At 67.9% G+C, this 15,035-nt stretch carries 13 protein-coding genes and 5 pseudogenes; 14 read left to right on the top strand and 4 right to left on the bottom strand.

Going from position 1 to position 15,035, the window contains the following annotated elements; translation table 11 throughout:
• Entirely contained in the window at positions 1-840 is an 840-nt protein-coding gene (gene tsf, locus T428_RS0109220) for a translation elongation factor Ts (RefSeq protein WP_025736253.1), read from the top strand.
• 32 nt (positions 841-872) lie between these two features.
• Complete coding sequence (locus T428_RS26775) at positions 873-1,559, top strand: amidase family protein (RefSeq protein ID WP_025736252.1); 687 nt, start codon at positions 873-875, stop codon at positions 1,557-1,559.
• A gap of 6 nt (positions 1,560-1,565) precedes the next feature.
• Here the strand turns inward: T428_RS26775 and T428_RS0109210 are convergent, their stop codons facing one another.
• Complete coding sequence (locus T428_RS0109210) at positions 1,566-1,985, bottom strand: MarR family winged helix-turn-helix transcriptional regulator (protein ID WP_025736251.1); 420 nt, start codon at positions 1,983-1,985, stop codon at positions 1,566-1,568.
• Between the two features lie 211 nt (positions 1,986-2,196).
• On the opposite strand from T428_RS0109210, the gene T428_RS0109205 reads away from it, so the two are divergent.
• The 3 genes and pseudogenes from T428_RS0109205 to T428_RS26765 all read left to right on the top strand — a co-directional run bounded on the left by T428_RS0109205 (position 2,197) and on the right by T428_RS26765 (position 4,611).
• Complete coding sequence (locus T428_RS0109205) at positions 2,197-2,670, top strand: MPT63 family protein (protein WP_025736250.1); 474 nt, start codon at positions 2,197-2,199, stop codon at positions 2,668-2,670.
• Positions 2,671-2,967: 297 nt separating this feature from the next.
• Positions 2,968-3,540 (top strand): annotated as a pseudogene (locus T428_RS26770) (MPT63 family protein).
• 144 nt (positions 3,541-3,684) lie between these two features.
• Positions 3,685-4,611 (top strand): annotated as a pseudogene (locus tag T428_RS26765) (lysophospholipid acyltransferase family protein).
• Between the two features lie 30 nt (positions 4,612-4,641).
• Here the strand turns inward: T428_RS26765 and T428_RS26760 are convergent.
• Together T428_RS26760 and mbp1 are read right to left on the bottom strand one after the other, a co-directional pair.
• Positions 4,642-5,366: pseudogene (locus tag T428_RS26760) on the bottom strand (winged helix-turn-helix domain-containing protein).
• 248 nt (positions 5,367-5,614) lie between these two features.
• The gene (mbp1, locus tag T428_RS0109185) at positions 5,615-5,854 is read right to left on the bottom strand and encodes a microaggregate-binding protein 1 (protein WP_025736249.1); all 240 of its coding nucleotides are present in this window, start codon (positions 5,852-5,854) and stop codon (positions 5,615-5,617) included.
• A 316-nt stretch (positions 5,855-6,170) separates the two neighbouring features.
• Between mbp1 and pyrH the strand changes: the two genes are divergently transcribed.
• The 6 genes and pseudogenes from pyrH (at position 6,171) to T428_RS0109140 (ending at position 11,058) form a co-directional block, all read left to right on the top strand.
• The gene (gene pyrH / locus T428_RS0109180) at positions 6,171-6,944 is read left to right on the top strand and encodes a UMP kinase (protein ID WP_025736248.1); all 774 of its coding nucleotides are present in this window, start codon (positions 6,171-6,173) and stop codon (positions 6,942-6,944) included.
• 65 nt (positions 6,945-7,009) lie between these two features.
• Positions 7,010-7,567, top strand: coding sequence for a ribosome recycling factor (frr, locus tag T428_RS0109175; RefSeq protein WP_025736247.1), 558 nt, complete (start codon positions 7,010-7,012; stop codon positions 7,565-7,567).
• A 21-nt stretch (positions 7,568-7,588) separates the two neighbouring features.
• On the top strand, positions 7,589-8,515 hold the full coding sequence (locus tag T428_RS0109170; protein WP_025736246.1) for a phosphatidate cytidylyltransferase: 927 nt from the start codon (positions 7,589-7,591) through the stop codon (positions 8,513-8,515).
• Positions 8,516-8,532: 17 nt separating this feature from the next.
• Positions 8,533-9,635, top strand: a pseudogene (rlmN, locus tag T428_RS26755) (dual-specificity RNA methyltransferase RlmN).
• 62 nt (positions 9,636-9,697) lie between these two features.
• Positions 9,698-10,210 (top strand): annotated as a pseudogene (dsbE, locus tag T428_RS26750) (disulfide bond-forming protein DsbE).
• On the top strand, positions 10,207-11,058 hold the full coding sequence (locus T428_RS0109140) for a cytochrome c biogenesis CcdA family protein (RefSeq protein WP_025736242.1): 852 nt from the start codon (positions 10,207-10,209) through the stop codon (positions 11,056-11,058). Before dsbE ends, T428_RS0109140 begins: the two are co-directional and overlap by 4 nt.
• A gap of 1 nt (position 11,059) precedes the next feature.
• Here the strand turns inward: T428_RS0109140 and T428_RS0109135 are convergent, their stop codons facing one another.
• Positions 11,060-11,314 carry a DUF2631 domain-containing protein gene (locus T428_RS0109135; protein ID WP_025736241.1) on the bottom strand — a complete coding sequence of 85 codons (255 nt, stop codon included), beginning with the start codon at positions 11,312-11,314 and terminating at the stop codon, positions 11,060-11,062.
• Positions 11,315-11,430: 116 nt separating this feature from the next.
• On the opposite strand from T428_RS0109135, the gene dxr reads away from it, so the two are divergent.
• Genes dxr through ispG form a run of 3 tightly spaced genes read left to right on the top strand, consistent with a single transcriptional unit; the run spans position 11,431 to position 15,020 of the window.
• On the top strand, positions 11,431-12,618 hold the full coding sequence (dxr, locus tag T428_RS0109130) for a 1-deoxy-D-xylulose-5-phosphate reductoisomerase (RefSeq protein WP_036467589.1): 1,188 nt from the start codon (positions 11,431-11,433) through the stop codon (positions 12,616-12,618).
• 6 nt (positions 12,619-12,624) lie between these two features.
• On the top strand, positions 12,625-13,839 hold the full coding sequence (locus T428_RS0109125) for a M50 family metallopeptidase (RefSeq protein WP_025736239.1): 1,215 nt from the start codon (positions 12,625-12,627) through the stop codon (positions 13,837-13,839).
• A gap of 20 nt (positions 13,840-13,859) precedes the next feature.
• Positions 13,860-15,020: a flavodoxin-dependent (E)-4-hydroxy-3-methylbut-2-enyl-diphosphate synthase gene (gene ispG, locus T428_RS0109120; protein WP_025736238.1), complete on the top strand. Its 1,161-nt coding sequence runs from the start codon at positions 13,860-13,862 to the stop codon at positions 15,018-15,020.
• Positions 15,021-15,035: the final 15 nt, after the last annotated feature.

Here is a 15,035-nt window from a genome sequence, read left to right as displayed (position 1 = left end):
ATGGCGAACTTCACCGCTGCCGACGTCAAGCGTCTTCGTGAGCTCACCGGTGCCGGCATGCTCGACTGCAAGAACGCCCTGGCCGACAGCGACGGCGACTTCGACAAGGCCGTCGAGGCGCTCCGCATCAAGGGTGCCAAGGACGTCGGCAAGCGCGCCGAGCGCGCCACGGCCGAAGGTCTGGTCGCGGCCAAGGACGGTGCGCTGATCGAGCTGAACAGCGAGACCGACTTCGTCGCCAAGAACGCGGAGTTCCAGAAGCTGGCCGACGAGATCGTCGCCGCGGCAGCGCAATCCAAGGCTGCCGACGTCGACGCGCTCCGGGCCGCTGTCATTCCGGGGGGAGAGGCGACAACTACCGTCGAGCAGGCCGTCGCCGACCTGTCCGCCAAGATCGGCGAGAAGCTGGCACTGCGCCGGGCCGCCTTCTTCGACGGCACCGTCGAGACCTACCTGCACAAGCGGGCCGCGGACCTGCCCCCGGCCGTCGGCGTGCTGGTCGAGTACACCGGTGCCGGCGCCTCCTCGGCCAGAGAGGCCGCCCACGCCGTGGCGCTGCAGATCGCTGCGCTCAAGGCGCGCTACCTCACCCGCGACGACGTGCCCGAGGACGTGGTGGCCAGCGAGCGGCGTATCGCCGAGGAGACTGCGAAAGAGGAAGGCAAGCCGGAGCAGGCGCTGCCCAAGCTCGTCGAGGGCCGGTTGAACGGCTTCTTCAAGGACGTCGTGCTGCTCGAGCAGCCGTCGGTGTCCGACAACAAGAAGACCGTCAAGGCTCTGCTCGACGAGGCCGGTGTCACGGTGACCCGGTTTGTTCGCTTCGAGGTGGGTCAGGCTTAACCGCGCAGCGGGAGCGGCTAGCGTCTGTTGTCATGCGACGCGTGCACGCTTTCGGTGACGACGCCCTCGGCGATCTCGACGCGACCGCCTTGTCCGAGGCCATCCGGGCCGGCCGGGTCGGCAGAACCGAGGTAGTCGAGGCGGCGATCGCCCGCACCGAGGCCGTCAACCCCATCCTGAACGGCTTGGCGTACAAGGCATTCGAGCAGGCGCGGGCGACCGCGTCCGCGGCCCCGTCGAGCGCCTTCTTCGCGCTGATGCAGGTGCGCACCGGGCGCCGCCTGTTCGGCGACACGTTCGACCGCACCCGGCTGGACGCCCTGACGCTGGGCCTGGAGCGCCACACCGGCCGCAATCTGCACCGGATGCCGGGAGTGGTCCTGCGGCTGCGCAGAATGCGCCGGCGCAGCGCCGAGTTCTACCAGACCTACGACGCGCTGCTCACCCCGACGCTCGCCGACCTGACCCCGCGGGTCGGTCACCTGGCGCCGACCGAGTACCAGCAGGTCATCGACCGGCTGATCGACTGGGTCGCGTTCACACCGCTGCAGAACGTCACCGGGGATCCGGCGATCTCGTTGCCGTTGGCCCAGTCGGCCGACGGGATGCCGGTCGGCATGATGCTCGCCGCCGACCTGGGGCAGGACGCGCTGCTGCTGGAACTGGCCTACGAACTCGAACAGGCGCGGCCGTGGGCACGCATTCAAGCCGATGGATAGCCGGAGTCAGTCGGAGCCGAGCTTTTCCAGCATCCGCTTGAACTCGCGCTGCTGCGCCGCGGTCAGCTTGGCCAGGATGCAGTCATCGGCGGTACGGACCGCGGCTTCCGCGCGTTTGAGGAGTGTGCGGCCTTGACCGGTCAATTTGGCCGGCAGCGCCCGCCCGGAGGACACCGAGGTCGGCCGTTCCACCGCCCCGACCTCTTCCAGCCTGCGCAGCACCGTGTTCATCGCCTGCGGCGTGACATTGGTACTACGCGACAGCTCGGCACTGGACAACCCCGGCGACATCGAAAGTATTCTCAGACAAACGAATTCGGGAAGTGTCAGGCCGAGCGGGCCCAGCACGGCCGCAACCTCGGGCCGCAGCACGGCTGCCACGCGGTAGAGCAGGTAGCCAAGCGGGGCATCTTCGGTCGCAGCCATGTCAGCGATATTGACATATCCGTTCCGGCCGGACGCACCCCCGGCCCCCCGAACGGCGTTTACGCGGCGGTGAATGGGCAGTGACCGCTGGGCACCCGTCGATTGAACGTCGCCGCAATTTGGCGAACGCCCCGCGTCGCGTCGTTTGGCACGCGCCGGCAAACGGGTAATCGCCGGACCGCGGGTGAATCACGAGAGACAGGGAGTCACAATGAAATTCGCCACGATGACAGCGACAGCGGCGCTCAGCGCGGCGGGCATTGCCGCGGCGAGCATCATCACGGCGGCGACCGCTACCGCCAATGTGCAGGGGTTTGGAGCTACGGAGCAGGCGGTCGACGGCCCCCTGATCACCGACTACACGGTGAGTAATCTGCGGCCGAGCGACGTGACGATACCGGGATTCCAGCCCGCCGGGCAGCTCTACCAGGCCGATGTCACGGCGAGAGCGAATACCGGAACCGTCGAGCCACAGATCGCCCGGTTTGCGGCCAGGGCGTTCAACGGCACCGTCTACAAGGTCGTGAACATCGGGCCGGTGCCCAATGGCCTTGACCCCAGTCCGCTCGATCCGGGCCAGCAGCGCTCCGGCGAACTGTACTTCGACGTGACCGGCCAGAAGCCGATCGGGGTGGTGTACACCGATCGGGAAGACGATTTCCTCGTCTGGACGCGCCACGTCTAGACCGGGTGATCTGCGAATTCACACCCGAAGTTCCCCGTGTTTTTGACGCGGGGAACTTCTTTTTCCCACGCTGAAATCGTCGACTGTGGCATTTGGGGCTCAACTTGGCTTTGAGGTCTATGCGAATTCTGGGGCGCATTGATTGCCATTTGCGAAGGGCGTTGCCGCAGCTCAAAGCGCTGATGTTTGCGGCCGCAGGGGATTGGCTATACGGAAATGGTGCGGTGCTGGCCCGTGCCGGAGGGAATCATCGCGGGGGAAAACAAACGGAACGATCCAACTAAAGGGATATTCAGCATGAAATTCACTTCTACGGCTATGAAATCGGTGATCGGCGCCGCCGGTATTGCCGCGGTCAGCGCATTCACCGCGGCGACCGCGTCGGCGGCGCCCAACATCCAGGGCTTCGGCACCAGCTAGCAGCTCGTCGCGGGGCCGCTGATCACCAACTACACGGCGAGCAACCTGCAGCCCAGCAATGTGACCATCCCGGGCTACGCGCCGAAGGGCACGCTTTACCAGGCCGACGTCACCGTTCGCTCGGACGGCGGGCTGGTCACCCCGATGGTCAACGACTTCATCGCCCGCGGGCCTAACGGCCAGAACTACCGGGTGATCGACAAGGTCGGCGCCCCGGGCAGCCTCAACCCGGCGCCGATCCCGCAGGGCAGCGAGTCCACCGGCACGCTGTACTTCGACGTGACCGGCGCACCGCCGAACGGCGTCGCCTACAACGAGGGCACCCAAGACATCCTGATCTGGACGTCGAACATGCCGGGCGGCTCGCAGCCCGGCGCGGCACCGGCGCCGACCACCCCGGGACCCGGTGCGCTGCCCAGCCCGGCACCCAACGCGCGCGCCAACACCTAAGCCCGCTGAGGCGTCGTCGCCGCACATCCTCCCCGCGCCACGGACCAGTGGCGCGGGGAGGTCTGCGTAATCGCGGTTTCGGAAAAGACTTTTCGCCGGTGATCGGGCGAATTGCCCGGGGCTCATTTGGGGTACCCGGCAAAAATGGGTTACACAGATCACCGGCCGGCCCCGGTACGCGAACAAGCCCACGAGCACGCCGAGCAGGCCCGCGCGACGATGGCGGTCAAGCGCGACGATCAGGACGGTGGATTGAGCGGCTGGGTGGCGCGCCGAGCCGCCCGCTGGGACCTGCGCGGTCAGGACGACACCACCCTGCAACGCCAGAAGTTCGCCTGGAATCTGTTGGTCGACTATTGGTTTCGGATGGAGATCGACGGCTGGGAGAACATTCCGGATCCGCCGGCGTTGCTCATCGGCATTCACTCCGGTGCCCCGTTCGTCTGGGACGCATGGACCGTCGGCCTGCAATGGTGGCGGAGCTTCGGTCCGGAACGCACGCTGCATGGCACCGCGCACGACGCGTTGATGGCCATCCCGTTGTTCGGCCGCTACTTTCGCTCGATGGGTGCGCTTCCCGCCGCCCCGGACGCCATCGCCACGGCGCTGGCCGAAGGGCGAGACGTCGCGTTATGGCCGGGCGGAGAGGTGGATTCGCTGCGGCCGTGGACCGAGCGCGACCGGGCCAACCTCGCGGGGCGGACCGGCTTCGTGAAGATGGCGATTCGTGCCGGGGTGCCGATCGTGCCGATCGCGCCGGTCGGGGGCGCCGACGCCATGCCGGTGCTGATCCGCGGTGATCGGCTGTCGAAGGCGCTGTGACTCGACCGACTGCTGCGGCTCAAGGTTTTTCCGGTGGCGGTCTCACTGCCGTGGGGCATCGCGCCGGCCGCGCTGCCGCAGCCGGCCAAGATCAGGACGCGGTTCATGCCGCCGGTCGAGCTGGACCACGACCCCGACCGCGCGGAGGACGACGACTACGTCGAGCGCAAGTACCGTGAGGTCGAAGACGCCATTCAGCAGGGAATGGATGCCCTGGCGCGCAAGCGTGCGTTACCGCTTTTTGCCTGACGATCGAAAGTGGCTGACCAACAACGTGAGTCAGTGATGGGCGCGGCCGTTGCGGTCGATGCTGGGGGCGGCGTCGTTGACGATCCACTGCGGATCCGGGGGCGTCACCGCCATGTAGCCGACACTCCGCACGGTGTCGATCATCGATTCGTGTTGTGGCCCAAGCTTGGCGCGGAGCCGCCGCACGTGAACGTCGACGGTGCGGACACGGCCGTTGGAGTCGTAGCCCCACACCTCGTGCATCAGCCGGGTGCGGCTGATGCTCGACCGGCATGTTGCACAAGGAAATTCAGCAACTTGAACTCGGTGACGGTCAGGCTGAGATCTTTGCCGCACAACGACCCGGCGAAACTCGACGGGTGCAGCACGAGGTCGCCGAACTTCAAGTAGCCGTCCACGGCGCTGCGGCGTCGCTTGATCGCCAGGCGCAACCGCGCCTCGAGTTCGTCGGCACCGGTGGCGGGCAACATCACGTCGTCGATGCGCCAGTCGACGTCCACCGACGCGAAGTGCGCCGGAGCGACGACCGTGACGACCGCCAGTGCCGGCGTGCTGGCGGTCAGGCCCCGGCAAACGCTGCGGGCCGCCGCCAGATCCGTGCGCGCGTCGATGATCGCCACATCGGCACTGTCATGATGGCCGTCGAGCTGGTCGGAGAGCGGGACGCGGCGAATCGTTTGCGTCAACGATCCGAGCGTGGGTAAAGCCGCCGCGAAATCGTCGGCATTGGAAAGCAGTAGCACGTCCAAAGACATCTCCAAACCTCATGAGGGTCTGTCGCCGCCCCCGACCGCGTCGGCACCTCAGGGAGGTGGCCGCCAGCGCAGCGCTGAGTACCCCATTCAGTAGTCATCTATGCCTTCTTTGTTGCTCGCGTTCGGGTGAATGACCGTTGAATCGGGCGGGTGGTGGAGATGCGTTTGCCGGCGTGGACCCGTAACGAGCCCGGAAAAGTCGACGGGTCCGGCCCGTCAATACGGGCCGGACCCATCCTCGATTCAAGCTACTGGTTGGCCTTTTGGCGTTGCTCGGTTACCTCGGCTGCGCCGCGCGCGGCCTCCGCTTCGGCTTCCTTCTTTGCCGCGTCGCGCTGGGCCTCCGCCTTGTCCTGCTGGGCCTGGCCTTCGCGGGTGCGGTCGTCGCGACCGGCCAGCGCGCCGGCAGCCTCCTTGACCTTGCCCTTGACGTCTTCGACGACGCCCTTGACGGCTTCGGCGGGTCCAGAGTTTTCTTTGTCCGACATGCGTTGGCTCCTGGTGATCGTTTACGGCGCGCTCCAGCCCTTCTTCTCAAGACCGCGATTTCCCCGCCGCGTCGGTGCGGATTCCCGGGCCGTCTCCCGCTCAAACATCTGACGCCGGAAGCAAAGTCGCCATTGCGGCGCATCCGAGGCTGACCTGCGCCTACGCCCCGCGACGGCGACCCGGCTCGCCAGCGGCGCAAATAATCCACCCCGTTGGCGCCAGATTGTGCTGCGATGGGGCAGGATATGAACTGTCGTTCCGGGTGGGGTGGTTGTGCCGTCGAGCCTGGGATGGCACTGTCATGCGAGGAGTCTGATGACACAGGCCGAGCCCACCAGCACCAACGGCGTGCCGACCTCTTCACCCGACGGCGACCAGCCGCGCGCCAAGTATTCGCGGGTATTGCTCAAGCTCGGTGGCGAGATGTTCGGCGGCGGCCAGGTTGGGCTGGATCCCGACGTGGTGGCCCAGGTGGCCCGCCAGATCGCCGAGGTGGTCCGCGACGGCGTCCAGGTCGCCGTCGTGATCGGCGGTGGCAACTTCTTCCGTGGCGCACAACTGCAGCAGCGCGGCATGGAGCGCACCCGCTCGGACTACATGGGCATGCTCGGCACCGTGATGAACAGCCTTGCGCTGCAGGACTTCCTGCAGAAGGAGGGCATCGACACCCGGGTGCAGACCGCGATCACGATGGGCCAGGTGGCGGAGCCCTACATCCCGTTGCGGGCCGTGCGGCACCTGGAGAAGGGCCGCGTGGTCATCTTCGGCGCCGGCATGGGGCTGCCGTACTTCTCCACCGACACGACCGCGGCGCAGCGCGCGCTGGAGATCGGCGCCGACGTGGTGCTGATGGCCAAGGCCGTCGACGGCGTGTTCACCGAGGACCCGCGGGTGAACCCCGACGCCGAGCTGCTCGCCGAGATCAGCCACCGGGAGGTCATCGACCGGGGGCTGCGGGTGGCCGATGCCACCGCGTTCAGTCTGTGTATGGACAATGGCATGCCGATCCTGGTGTTCAACCTGCTGACCAACGGCAATATCGCTCGGGCGGTCGCTGGTGAGAAGATCGGAACACTGGTCACCAATTGAGGTAAAGACGCGAATGATCCGCGCTCGCGACGACGCAGAGCACGTGATGGGGAGGAGCGGCGCAAATGATAGATGAGGCTCTCTTCGACGCTGAAGAGAAAATGGAGAAGGCAGTGTCGGTGGCCCGTGACGAACTGTCGACCATCCGAACCGGCCGCGCCAACCCGGGCATGTTCTCCCGGATCGTCATCGACTACTACGGCACGACCACGCCGATCACCCAGCTGGCCAGCATCAACGTCCCGGAGGCGCGGCTGGTCGTCATCAAGCCGTACGAGGCCAGCCAGCTGCACGCCATCGAGACCGCGATTCGCAACTCCGACCTCGGGGTGAACCCGACCAACGACGGCACCCTGATTCGGGTGGCGGTACCGCAGCTGACCGAGGAGCGCCGACGGGAGCTCGTCAAGCAGGCCAAGGGCAAGGGGGAGGACGCAAAGGTTTCGGTGCGCAACATCCGTCGCAAGTCGATGGAAGAACTGCACCGGATCCGCAAGGACGGCGAGGCCGGCGAGGACGAGGTCGGACGTGCCGAGAAGGACCTGGACAAAACCACCCAGCAGTACGTCAACCAGATCGACGAACTGGTCAAGCACAAAGAAGGCGAGCTGCTGGAGGTCTAGGGCCGCTCAGCAACCGAATCAGTGGCAACCTCCGACGCCGGCCCTGGCACCCCGTCCGACCAGCCTGCGCGGGCCGCAAGAAAGACGCTGCAGCAACCGGCGAAGAAGACGTCGCGGGCCGGACGCGATCTGCCCGCCGCGATCGCGGTGGGCGCGGCGATCGGCGGGTTGCTCGTCGCGACGCTGGTGTTCGCCCCGCGCTTCTGGGTCCTGATCGTCGCCATCGCGATTCTCGTGGCCAGCCACGAGGTGGTGCGCCGGCTGCGCGAGGCCGGCTACATCATTCCGGTCATTCCGCTGCTGGCCGGAGGTCAGCTGACCATCTGGCTGACCTGGCCGTACCACGCCGCGGGTGCGGTGGCCGGTTTCGGCGCGATGGTCGTGGTGTGCATGATCTGGCGGCTGTTCATGCCGGATCCCGGCCGCAGCGACTCCGCTGCCGGCTCGTCGTCGAACTATCTGCGCGACGCCTCGGCCACGATTTTACTGGCCGCCTGGGTGCCGTTGTTCGCGTCGTTCGGTGCGATGCTCGTCTACTCCCACGACGGCGCGGGACGGGTGTTCTGCCTGATGATCACCGTCGTTGCTTCCGATACCGGCGGGTATGCCGTGGGGGCGTTGTGGGGCAAGCACCCGATGGTCCCGGCGATCTCCCCCAAGAAGTCCTGGGAGGGATTCGTCGGCTCGTTGGTGTGCGGGATCACCGCGACGACCCTGACCGCGACGTTTTTGGCGGGCAAGGAGCCGTGGGTGGGCGTGTTGCTGGGGGTGGTGCTGGTGCTCACCTGCACGCTCGGCGACCTGATCGAGTCCCAGGTGAAGCGGGACCTCGGCATCAAAGACATGGGGCGGCTGCTGCCCGGCCACGGCGGCTTGATGGATCGGCTCGACGGTGTGCTGCCCTCGGCGGTCGCGGCCTGGATCGTGCTCACGCTGCTGCCCGGCTGACCGATACTGGACGGGTCATGGTCCAACAACTGGTGTTCGAAGAACCGCGCGCGGAACGGCCGCCGCGGCACCTCGCCGACCTCGACGCGGGGGGCCGGGCGTCGGCCGTCGCAGAGCTGGGCTTGCCGGTGTTTCGGGCCAAGCAGCACGCCGCGCAGTACTACGGGCGGCTGATCGCCGATCCGCGGCAGATGACCGACCTGCCGGCGGCCGTGCGCGACGTGATTGCCGAGACGATTCCCGAACCTGCTCACCGTCGCCGCCGAGATCACCTGTGATGCCGGTCAGACGCGAAAGACGTTGTGGCGGGCCGTCAACGACCCTGCTGGCACCACCTTCGAGTCGGTCCTGTTGCGCTACCCGCAGCGCAACACCGTGTGCATCTCGTCGCAGGCGGGCTGCGGCATGGCGTGCCCGTTCTGCGCGACCGGCCAGGGCGGATTGACGTGCAACCTGTCGACCGCCGAGATCGTCGAACAGGTGCGCGCCGCCGCGGTGGTGCTGCGCGACGAGTTCGGCGATCGGCTGTCGAACGTCGTGTTCATGGGCATGGGGGAGCCGCTGGCCAACTACGCCCGGGTGCTGGCCGCGGTGCGGCGCATCACCGAGGCGCCGCCGCACGGGTTCGGCATCTCGGCCCGGTCGGTGACGGTGTCGACGGTTGGCCTGGCCCCGGCGATCCGCAAGCTCGCCGACGAACGCCTGGGCGTGACGCTGGCGTTGTCGCTGCACGCCCCTGACGACGCGCTGCAGCGACACCCTGGTTCCGGTCAACAACCGCTGGAAGGTCGGCGAGGCGCTGGAGGCCGCGCGCTACTACGGCGATGTGACGGGCCGGCGGGTGTCGATCGAGTACGCCCTGATTCGCGACGTCAACGACTAGCCCTGGCGGGCCGACCTGCTCGGCACGCGACTGCACGCCGCGCTGGGGCCGTTGGTGCACGTGAACCTCATTCCGCTCAACCCGACGCCAGGCAGCGGTTGGGACGCCAGCCCCAAGGACGTCGAGCGCGAGTTCGTCCGGCGGGTCCGGGCAAAGGGCGTCTCCTGCACGGTCCGCGACACGCGGGGCCGCGAGATCAACACCGCCTGCGGACAGCTGGCCGCCGAAGGCGGGTAGGCCTGAACCGGGCGGTCGGCTGCGCCGTGTTTCCAGGCAGGAGTCCAGCAAAGGGGGCTGGCATGACGATTCGCTTTTCTTCGCGCTTCAGGATGTTTGCCGCGGCCATCGTGACGGGCCTGGTCGCGGTCGCCCTGATATCGACCGCCGCACCCCGGGCGCGGGCCGCCGACGATCGGCTGCAGTTCACCGGAACCACGCTGTCCGGTGCGCCGTTCAACGGCGCCAGCCTGCAAGGGAAACCGGCGGTGCTGTGGTTCTGGGCGCCGTTCTGCCCGTTCTGCAACGCCGAAGCCCCCGGAGTGGCCCAGGTGGCCGCCGCCAACCCGGGCGTGACCTTCGTCGGCATCGCCGGGCACTCCGACGTCGGCGCGGAACAGGGGTTTGTCTCCAAGTACGGCCTGAACTCCACCAACCTCAACGACGCCGACGGCTCGATCTGGGCCCGCTACAACGTGCGCTGGCAGCCGGCGTACGTGTTCTAACGGGCGGACGGCAGCTCCACGTTCGTCAACAACCCCACCTCGGCGATGTCCCAGCAGGAATTGGCCGGTCGGGTTGCCGCGCTGAAGTGAACCAGGGCCTCGTCGGTCTGGCATTCGCCGCCGGGTTGGTGGCCGCGGTGAACCCGTGCGGGTTCGCGATGCTGCCCGCCTACCTGCTGCTGGTGGTGTGCGGCCAGCACACCGGGCAACGCCCGCTCGCCGGGGTGGCGCGCGGGCTGGCCGCCACCACCGGCATGGCACTCGGCTTCGTGACCGTGTTCGCGGTGTCCGCCGCGTTGACCATCTCGGCAGCCACGAGCGTGCAGCGGTACCTGCCGTATGCCACCGTGGCGATCGGCATTGTGCTTGTCGCACTGGGGATTTGGCTGCTGTCGGGTCGGGAACTGACCGCGCTGACGCCCCGGCCGCTGGGGCCACGGTGGGCGCCGACGCGACTGACCGGCATGTACGGCTACGGGGTCAGCTACGCGGTTGCCTCGCTGTCGTGCACGATCGGACCGTTTCTGGCGGTCACGGCGGCGGGCCTGCGCAGCGGGTCGGTCGTCACGGGCGTGTCGGTCTATCTGGCCTATGTGGCGGGCCTGACCCTGGTCGTCGGCGTCCTCGCCGTCGCCGCCGCGACCGCGAGCTCGGCGCTGGCCGATCGGCTGCGGCGCATCCTGCCGTTCGTCAATCGGATCGGCGGGGCGCTGCTGGTGCTGGTCGGGCTGTACGTCGGCTACTACGGCTGCTACGAATTGCGGCTGTTGAACACCGCGGCAGGTCCCCGGGACGCGGTGATCGTCGCAGCCGGGCGGCTGCAGGGCGTGCTGGCCGGCTGGGTGCACGAACACGGCGTGTGGCCGTGGCTGGTGGCGCTGGTCGCGCTGGTGGCCGCCGCGCTGGTGAGCGCCTGGCAGCGACGGGCGCGGCGTTGAGCTAGCGGATCCAGCCGCGCCGACGGCCCCACATGTCGCGGATCAGGATGACCAGCGCCAGGACGGCGAACCCGATCAGGAAGTTGTCCTCGACGTGGCCGACGTGACTGCCGCGCAGCATCGCCAGCAGGAACAGGACGGCGAAGATGCCGAAGCCGTGCCAGGTGCGCACGTTGATCTTGCTCCATCCCCACGCGGCGGATGGCACCTCGGCCGGGTCGACGCCGGTGCAGTGCTCCACCTCGGTACTGGCCACGGCGGTTCCCTTCGGATCGGATCGTCTTCTCGATCACAGATTCTGGCACATGCCGTGACGGGTCGGCACGGCTGCGGGCATGGCCCGTACGACCCGCCGGGCGGCACAATGAGTGGGTGAATTTCCCGACGACCGACGCGGGCGCCGACCGCCCCATCCGGGTGCTGGTGTTGGGCAGCACCGGCTCCATCGGCACCCAGGCGCTGGAGGTCATCGCCGCCAACCCGGACCGCTTCGAGGTGGTCGGGCTGGCGGCCGGCGGGTCGAACCCGGACATCTTGGCCCGTCAGCGCGCCGAGACCGGGGTGACCAACATCGCCGTCGCCGACGAGCGCGCCGCCGCGGCGCTGCAAGACGTGCCTTTCAGTGGCCCCGACGCGGTCACCCGGTTGGTCGAGGAAACCGAGGCCGACGTCGTCCTCAACGCGCTGGTCGGGGCGCTGGGCCTGCGGCCCACCCTGGCGGCCCTGCACTCGGGCGCCCGGCTGGCGCTGGCCAACAAGGAATCGCTGATCGCCGGCGGTCCGCTGGTTCTGGCGGCGGCGCGACCGGGGCAGATCGTGCCGGTGGATTCCGAGCATTCCGCGCTGGCCCAGTGCCTGCGTGGCGGCGATCCCGACGAGGTCGCCAAGCTAGTGCTGACCGCCTCAGGCGGACCGTTTCGCGGCTGGTCCGCCGCCGACCTCGAGGCCGTCACACCCGACCAGGCCGGCGCGCATCCGACCTGGTCGATGGGCCCGATGAACACCCTGAACTCGGCGTCGCTGGTGAACAAGGGGCTCGAGCTCATCGAAACCCATCTGCTGTTCGGGGTGCCCTATGACCGCATCGAGGTCGTCGTGCACCCCCAGTCGATTGTTCATTCAATGGTCACGTTCATCGACGGCTCCACGATCGCCCAGGCCAGCCCCCCGGACATGAAGCTGCCCATCTCGCTGGCGCTGGGCTGGCCGCGCCGGGTGCCGGGAGCGGCCGCGCATTGCGACTTCACCACCGCTTCTACCTGGGAATTCGAGCCGCTGGACAGCGACGTTTTCGCCGCCGTCGAGCTGGCCCGGCACGCCGGCGAGACCGGCGGCTGCATGCCCGCGGTCTACAACGCCGCCAATGAAGAAGCCGTGGCGGCGTTTTTGCGGGGCGGCATCGGCTTTGCGGCCATCGTCAGAACAATCGCCGACGTGCTGAGCGCCGCCGACCAATGGGCCGTAACACCGGCTAACGTGGATGAGGTACTAGACGCGCAGCGTTGGGCGCGGGAGCGAGCGCAGCGCGCGGTCGCCACCATGGTCTTAGAAAGGTCCTAGCGGCTGATGATGTTCGCAATCGGCATTGTGCTGTTCGCGCTGGCCATCCTGATCTCGGTGGCTCTGCACGAGTGCGGCCACATGTGGGTGGCGCGTGCCACCGGCATGAAGGTGCGTCGCTATTTCGTCGGGTTCGGCCCCACGCTGTGGTCGACCCGTCGCGGCGAGACCGAGTACGGCGTCAAGGCCGTGCCGCTGGGCGGCTTCTGCGACATCGCTGGGATGACCCCGATCGAGGAGCTGGCGCCGGACGAGACCGACCGGGCCATGTACAAGCAGACGACGTGGAAGCGGGTGGCGGTGCTGTTCGCCGGCCCGGGCATGAACTTCGTCATCTGTGTGGCCCTGATCTACGTGATCGCGCTGATCTGGGGGCTGCCCAACCTGCACCCGCCCACCCAGGCCATCGTCGGCGAAACAGCTTGTGTCGCACCAGAAGTCGCGCCGGGCAAGATCGGGGACTGCACGGGTCCCGGACCGGCCGCGCTGGCCGGCATCCGCCCCGGCGACGTCGTGGTCAAGGTCGGTGACACCAAGGTGTCCACCTTCGACGACATGGCCGCCGCGATCCGCAAGCTGCACGGCACCGTCCCGGTCGTCGTCGAGCGAAACGGCACGCCGATCACCGCCTACGTCGACATCACCCAAACGCAGCGGTACATAAACAGCGGGCCGGACGCCAAGCCGGCCGCCTCGACCGTCGGCGCGATCGGCGTCGGCGCCGTCAAAGTCGCGCCCACGCACTACGGCGTGCTCGGCGCCATCCCCGCCACCTTCGCGTTCACCGGCGACCTGACCGCCGAGGTGGGCAAGGCGCTGGTCGCGATCCCGACCAAGGTCGGTGCGCTGGTGCACGCGATCGGCGGCGGACAGCGCGACCCGCAGACCCCGATGAGCGTCGTCGGGGCCAGCATCATCGGCGGCGACACCGTCGACCACGGGCTGTGGGTGGCGTTCTGGTTCTTCCTGGCGCAGCTGAACTTGATCCTGGGCGCGATCAACCTGCTGCCGCTGCTGCCGTTCGACGGCGGTCACATCGCCGTCGCGGTGTACGAGAAGATCCGCAACCTGATCCGGTCGGCCCGCGGCATGGTGGCGGCGGCGCCGGTGAACTACCTCAAACTGATGCCGGCGACCTATGTGGTCTTGGTGTTCGTGGTCGGTTACATGCTGCTGACCGTGACCGCCGACCTGGTCAACCCGATCAGGCTCTTCCAGTAACAACCGAAGGAATCCGAACCGTGGACATAGGCCTGGGCATGCCGGAAGCGCCGGCGCCCACGCTTGCGCCCCGGCGCGAAACGCGCCAATTGATGGTTCGCGACGTCGGGGTCGGCAGCGATTCGCCGATTTCGGTGCAGTCGATGTGCACCACCAAAACCCACGATGTCAACACGACGCTGCAGCAGATCGCCGAGCTGACCGCGGCCGGCTGCGACATCGTCCGGGTGGCCTGCCCGCGCCAGGAGGATGCCGACGCGCTGGCCGAGATCGCCCGGCACAGCCAGATCCCGGTGATCGCCGACATCCACTTCCAGCCGAAGTACATCTTCGCCGCGATCGACGCGGGCTGTGCCGCGGTGCGGGTCAATCCGGGCAACATCAAGGAGTTCGACGGCCGGGTCGGCGAGGTCGCCAAGGCCGCCGGCGCGGCCGGCATCCCGATCCGCATCGGCGTCAACGCCGGCTCGCTGGACAAGCGGTTTATGGAGCGCTACGGCAAGGCCACGCCCGAGGCGCTGGTCGAGTCGGCGCTGTGGGAGGCCTCGCTGTTCGAGGAGCACGGCTTTTCCGACATCAAGATCAGCGTCAAGCACAACGACCCCGTCGTGATGGTCGCCGCCTACGAGCAGTTGGCCGCCCAATGCGATTACCCGCTGCACCTCGGGGTGACCGAGGCCGGACCGGCCTTCCAGGGCACCATCAAGTCGGCGGTGGCGTTCGGCGCCCTGCTGAGCCGGGGCATCGGCGACACCATCCGGGTGTCGCTGTCGGCGCCGCCGGTCGAGGAAGTCAAGGTCGGCATCCAGATTCTCGAGTCGCTGAACCTGCGCCCGCGGGGGCTGGAGATCGTCTCGTGCCCGTCCTGCGGTCGCGCCCAGGTCGACGTCTACACCCTGGCCAACGCGGTCTCCGCGGGACTGGACGGGCTCGACGTGCCGCTGCGGGTCGCGGTGATGGGCTGCGTCGTCAACGGTCCCGGAGAGGCCCGCGAAGCCGACCTCGGCGTCGCCTCCGGAAATGGCAAGGGGCAGATATTCGTTCGCGGCGAGGTGATCAAGACCGTTCCGGAGGCCCAGATCGTCGAGACGCTGATCGAAGAGGCCATGCGGTTGGCCGACGAAAAGGGTAACGGTCCTGACGCAACAGCGAGCGGTTCGCCAATTGTGACCGTAAGCTGATAAGACCAGTTCTCT

This window comes from Mycobacterium genavense ATCC 51234, assembly GCF_000526915.1.
Taxonomy (GTDB): domain Bacteria; phylum Actinomycetota; class Actinomycetes; order Mycobacteriales; family Mycobacteriaceae; genus Mycobacterium; species Mycobacterium genavense.
The sequence above is the reverse complement of the archived record's forward strand: the minus strand, read 5'-3'. Positions and strand labels throughout refer to the sequence as shown.

Excerpts from the sequence above, each read along its gene's own strand:
- T428_RS0109205 (WP_025736250.1), top strand. The coding sequence starts at position 2,197 with ATGAAATTCGCCACGATGACAGCGACAGCGGCGCTCAGCGCGGCGGGC.
- frr (WP_025736247.1), top strand. The coding sequence starts at position 7,010 with ATGATAGATGAGGCTCTCTTCGACGCTGAAGAGAAAATGGAGAAGGCA.
- mbp1 (WP_025736249.1), bottom strand. The coding sequence starts at position 5,854 with ATGTCGGACAAAGAAAACTCTGGACCCGCCGAAGCCGTCAAGGGCGTC.
- T428_RS26775 (WP_025736252.1), top strand. The coding sequence starts at position 873 with ATGCGACGCGTGCACGCTTTCGGTGACGACGCCCTCGGCGATCTCGAC.
- T428_RS0109125 (WP_025736239.1), top strand. The coding sequence starts at position 12,625 with ATGATGTTCGCAATCGGCATTGTGCTGTTCGCGCTGGCCATCCTGATC.
- tsf (WP_025736253.1), top strand. The coding sequence starts at position 1 with ATGGCGAACTTCACCGCTGCCGACGTCAAGCGTCTTCGTGAGCTCACC.
- T428_RS0109210 (WP_025736251.1), bottom strand. The coding sequence starts at position 1,985 with ATGGCTGCGACCGAAGATGCCCCGCTTGGCTACCTGCTCTACCGCGTG.
- pyrH (WP_025736248.1), top strand. The coding sequence starts at position 6,171 with ATGACACAGGCCGAGCCCACCAGCACCAACGGCGTGCCGACCTCTTCA.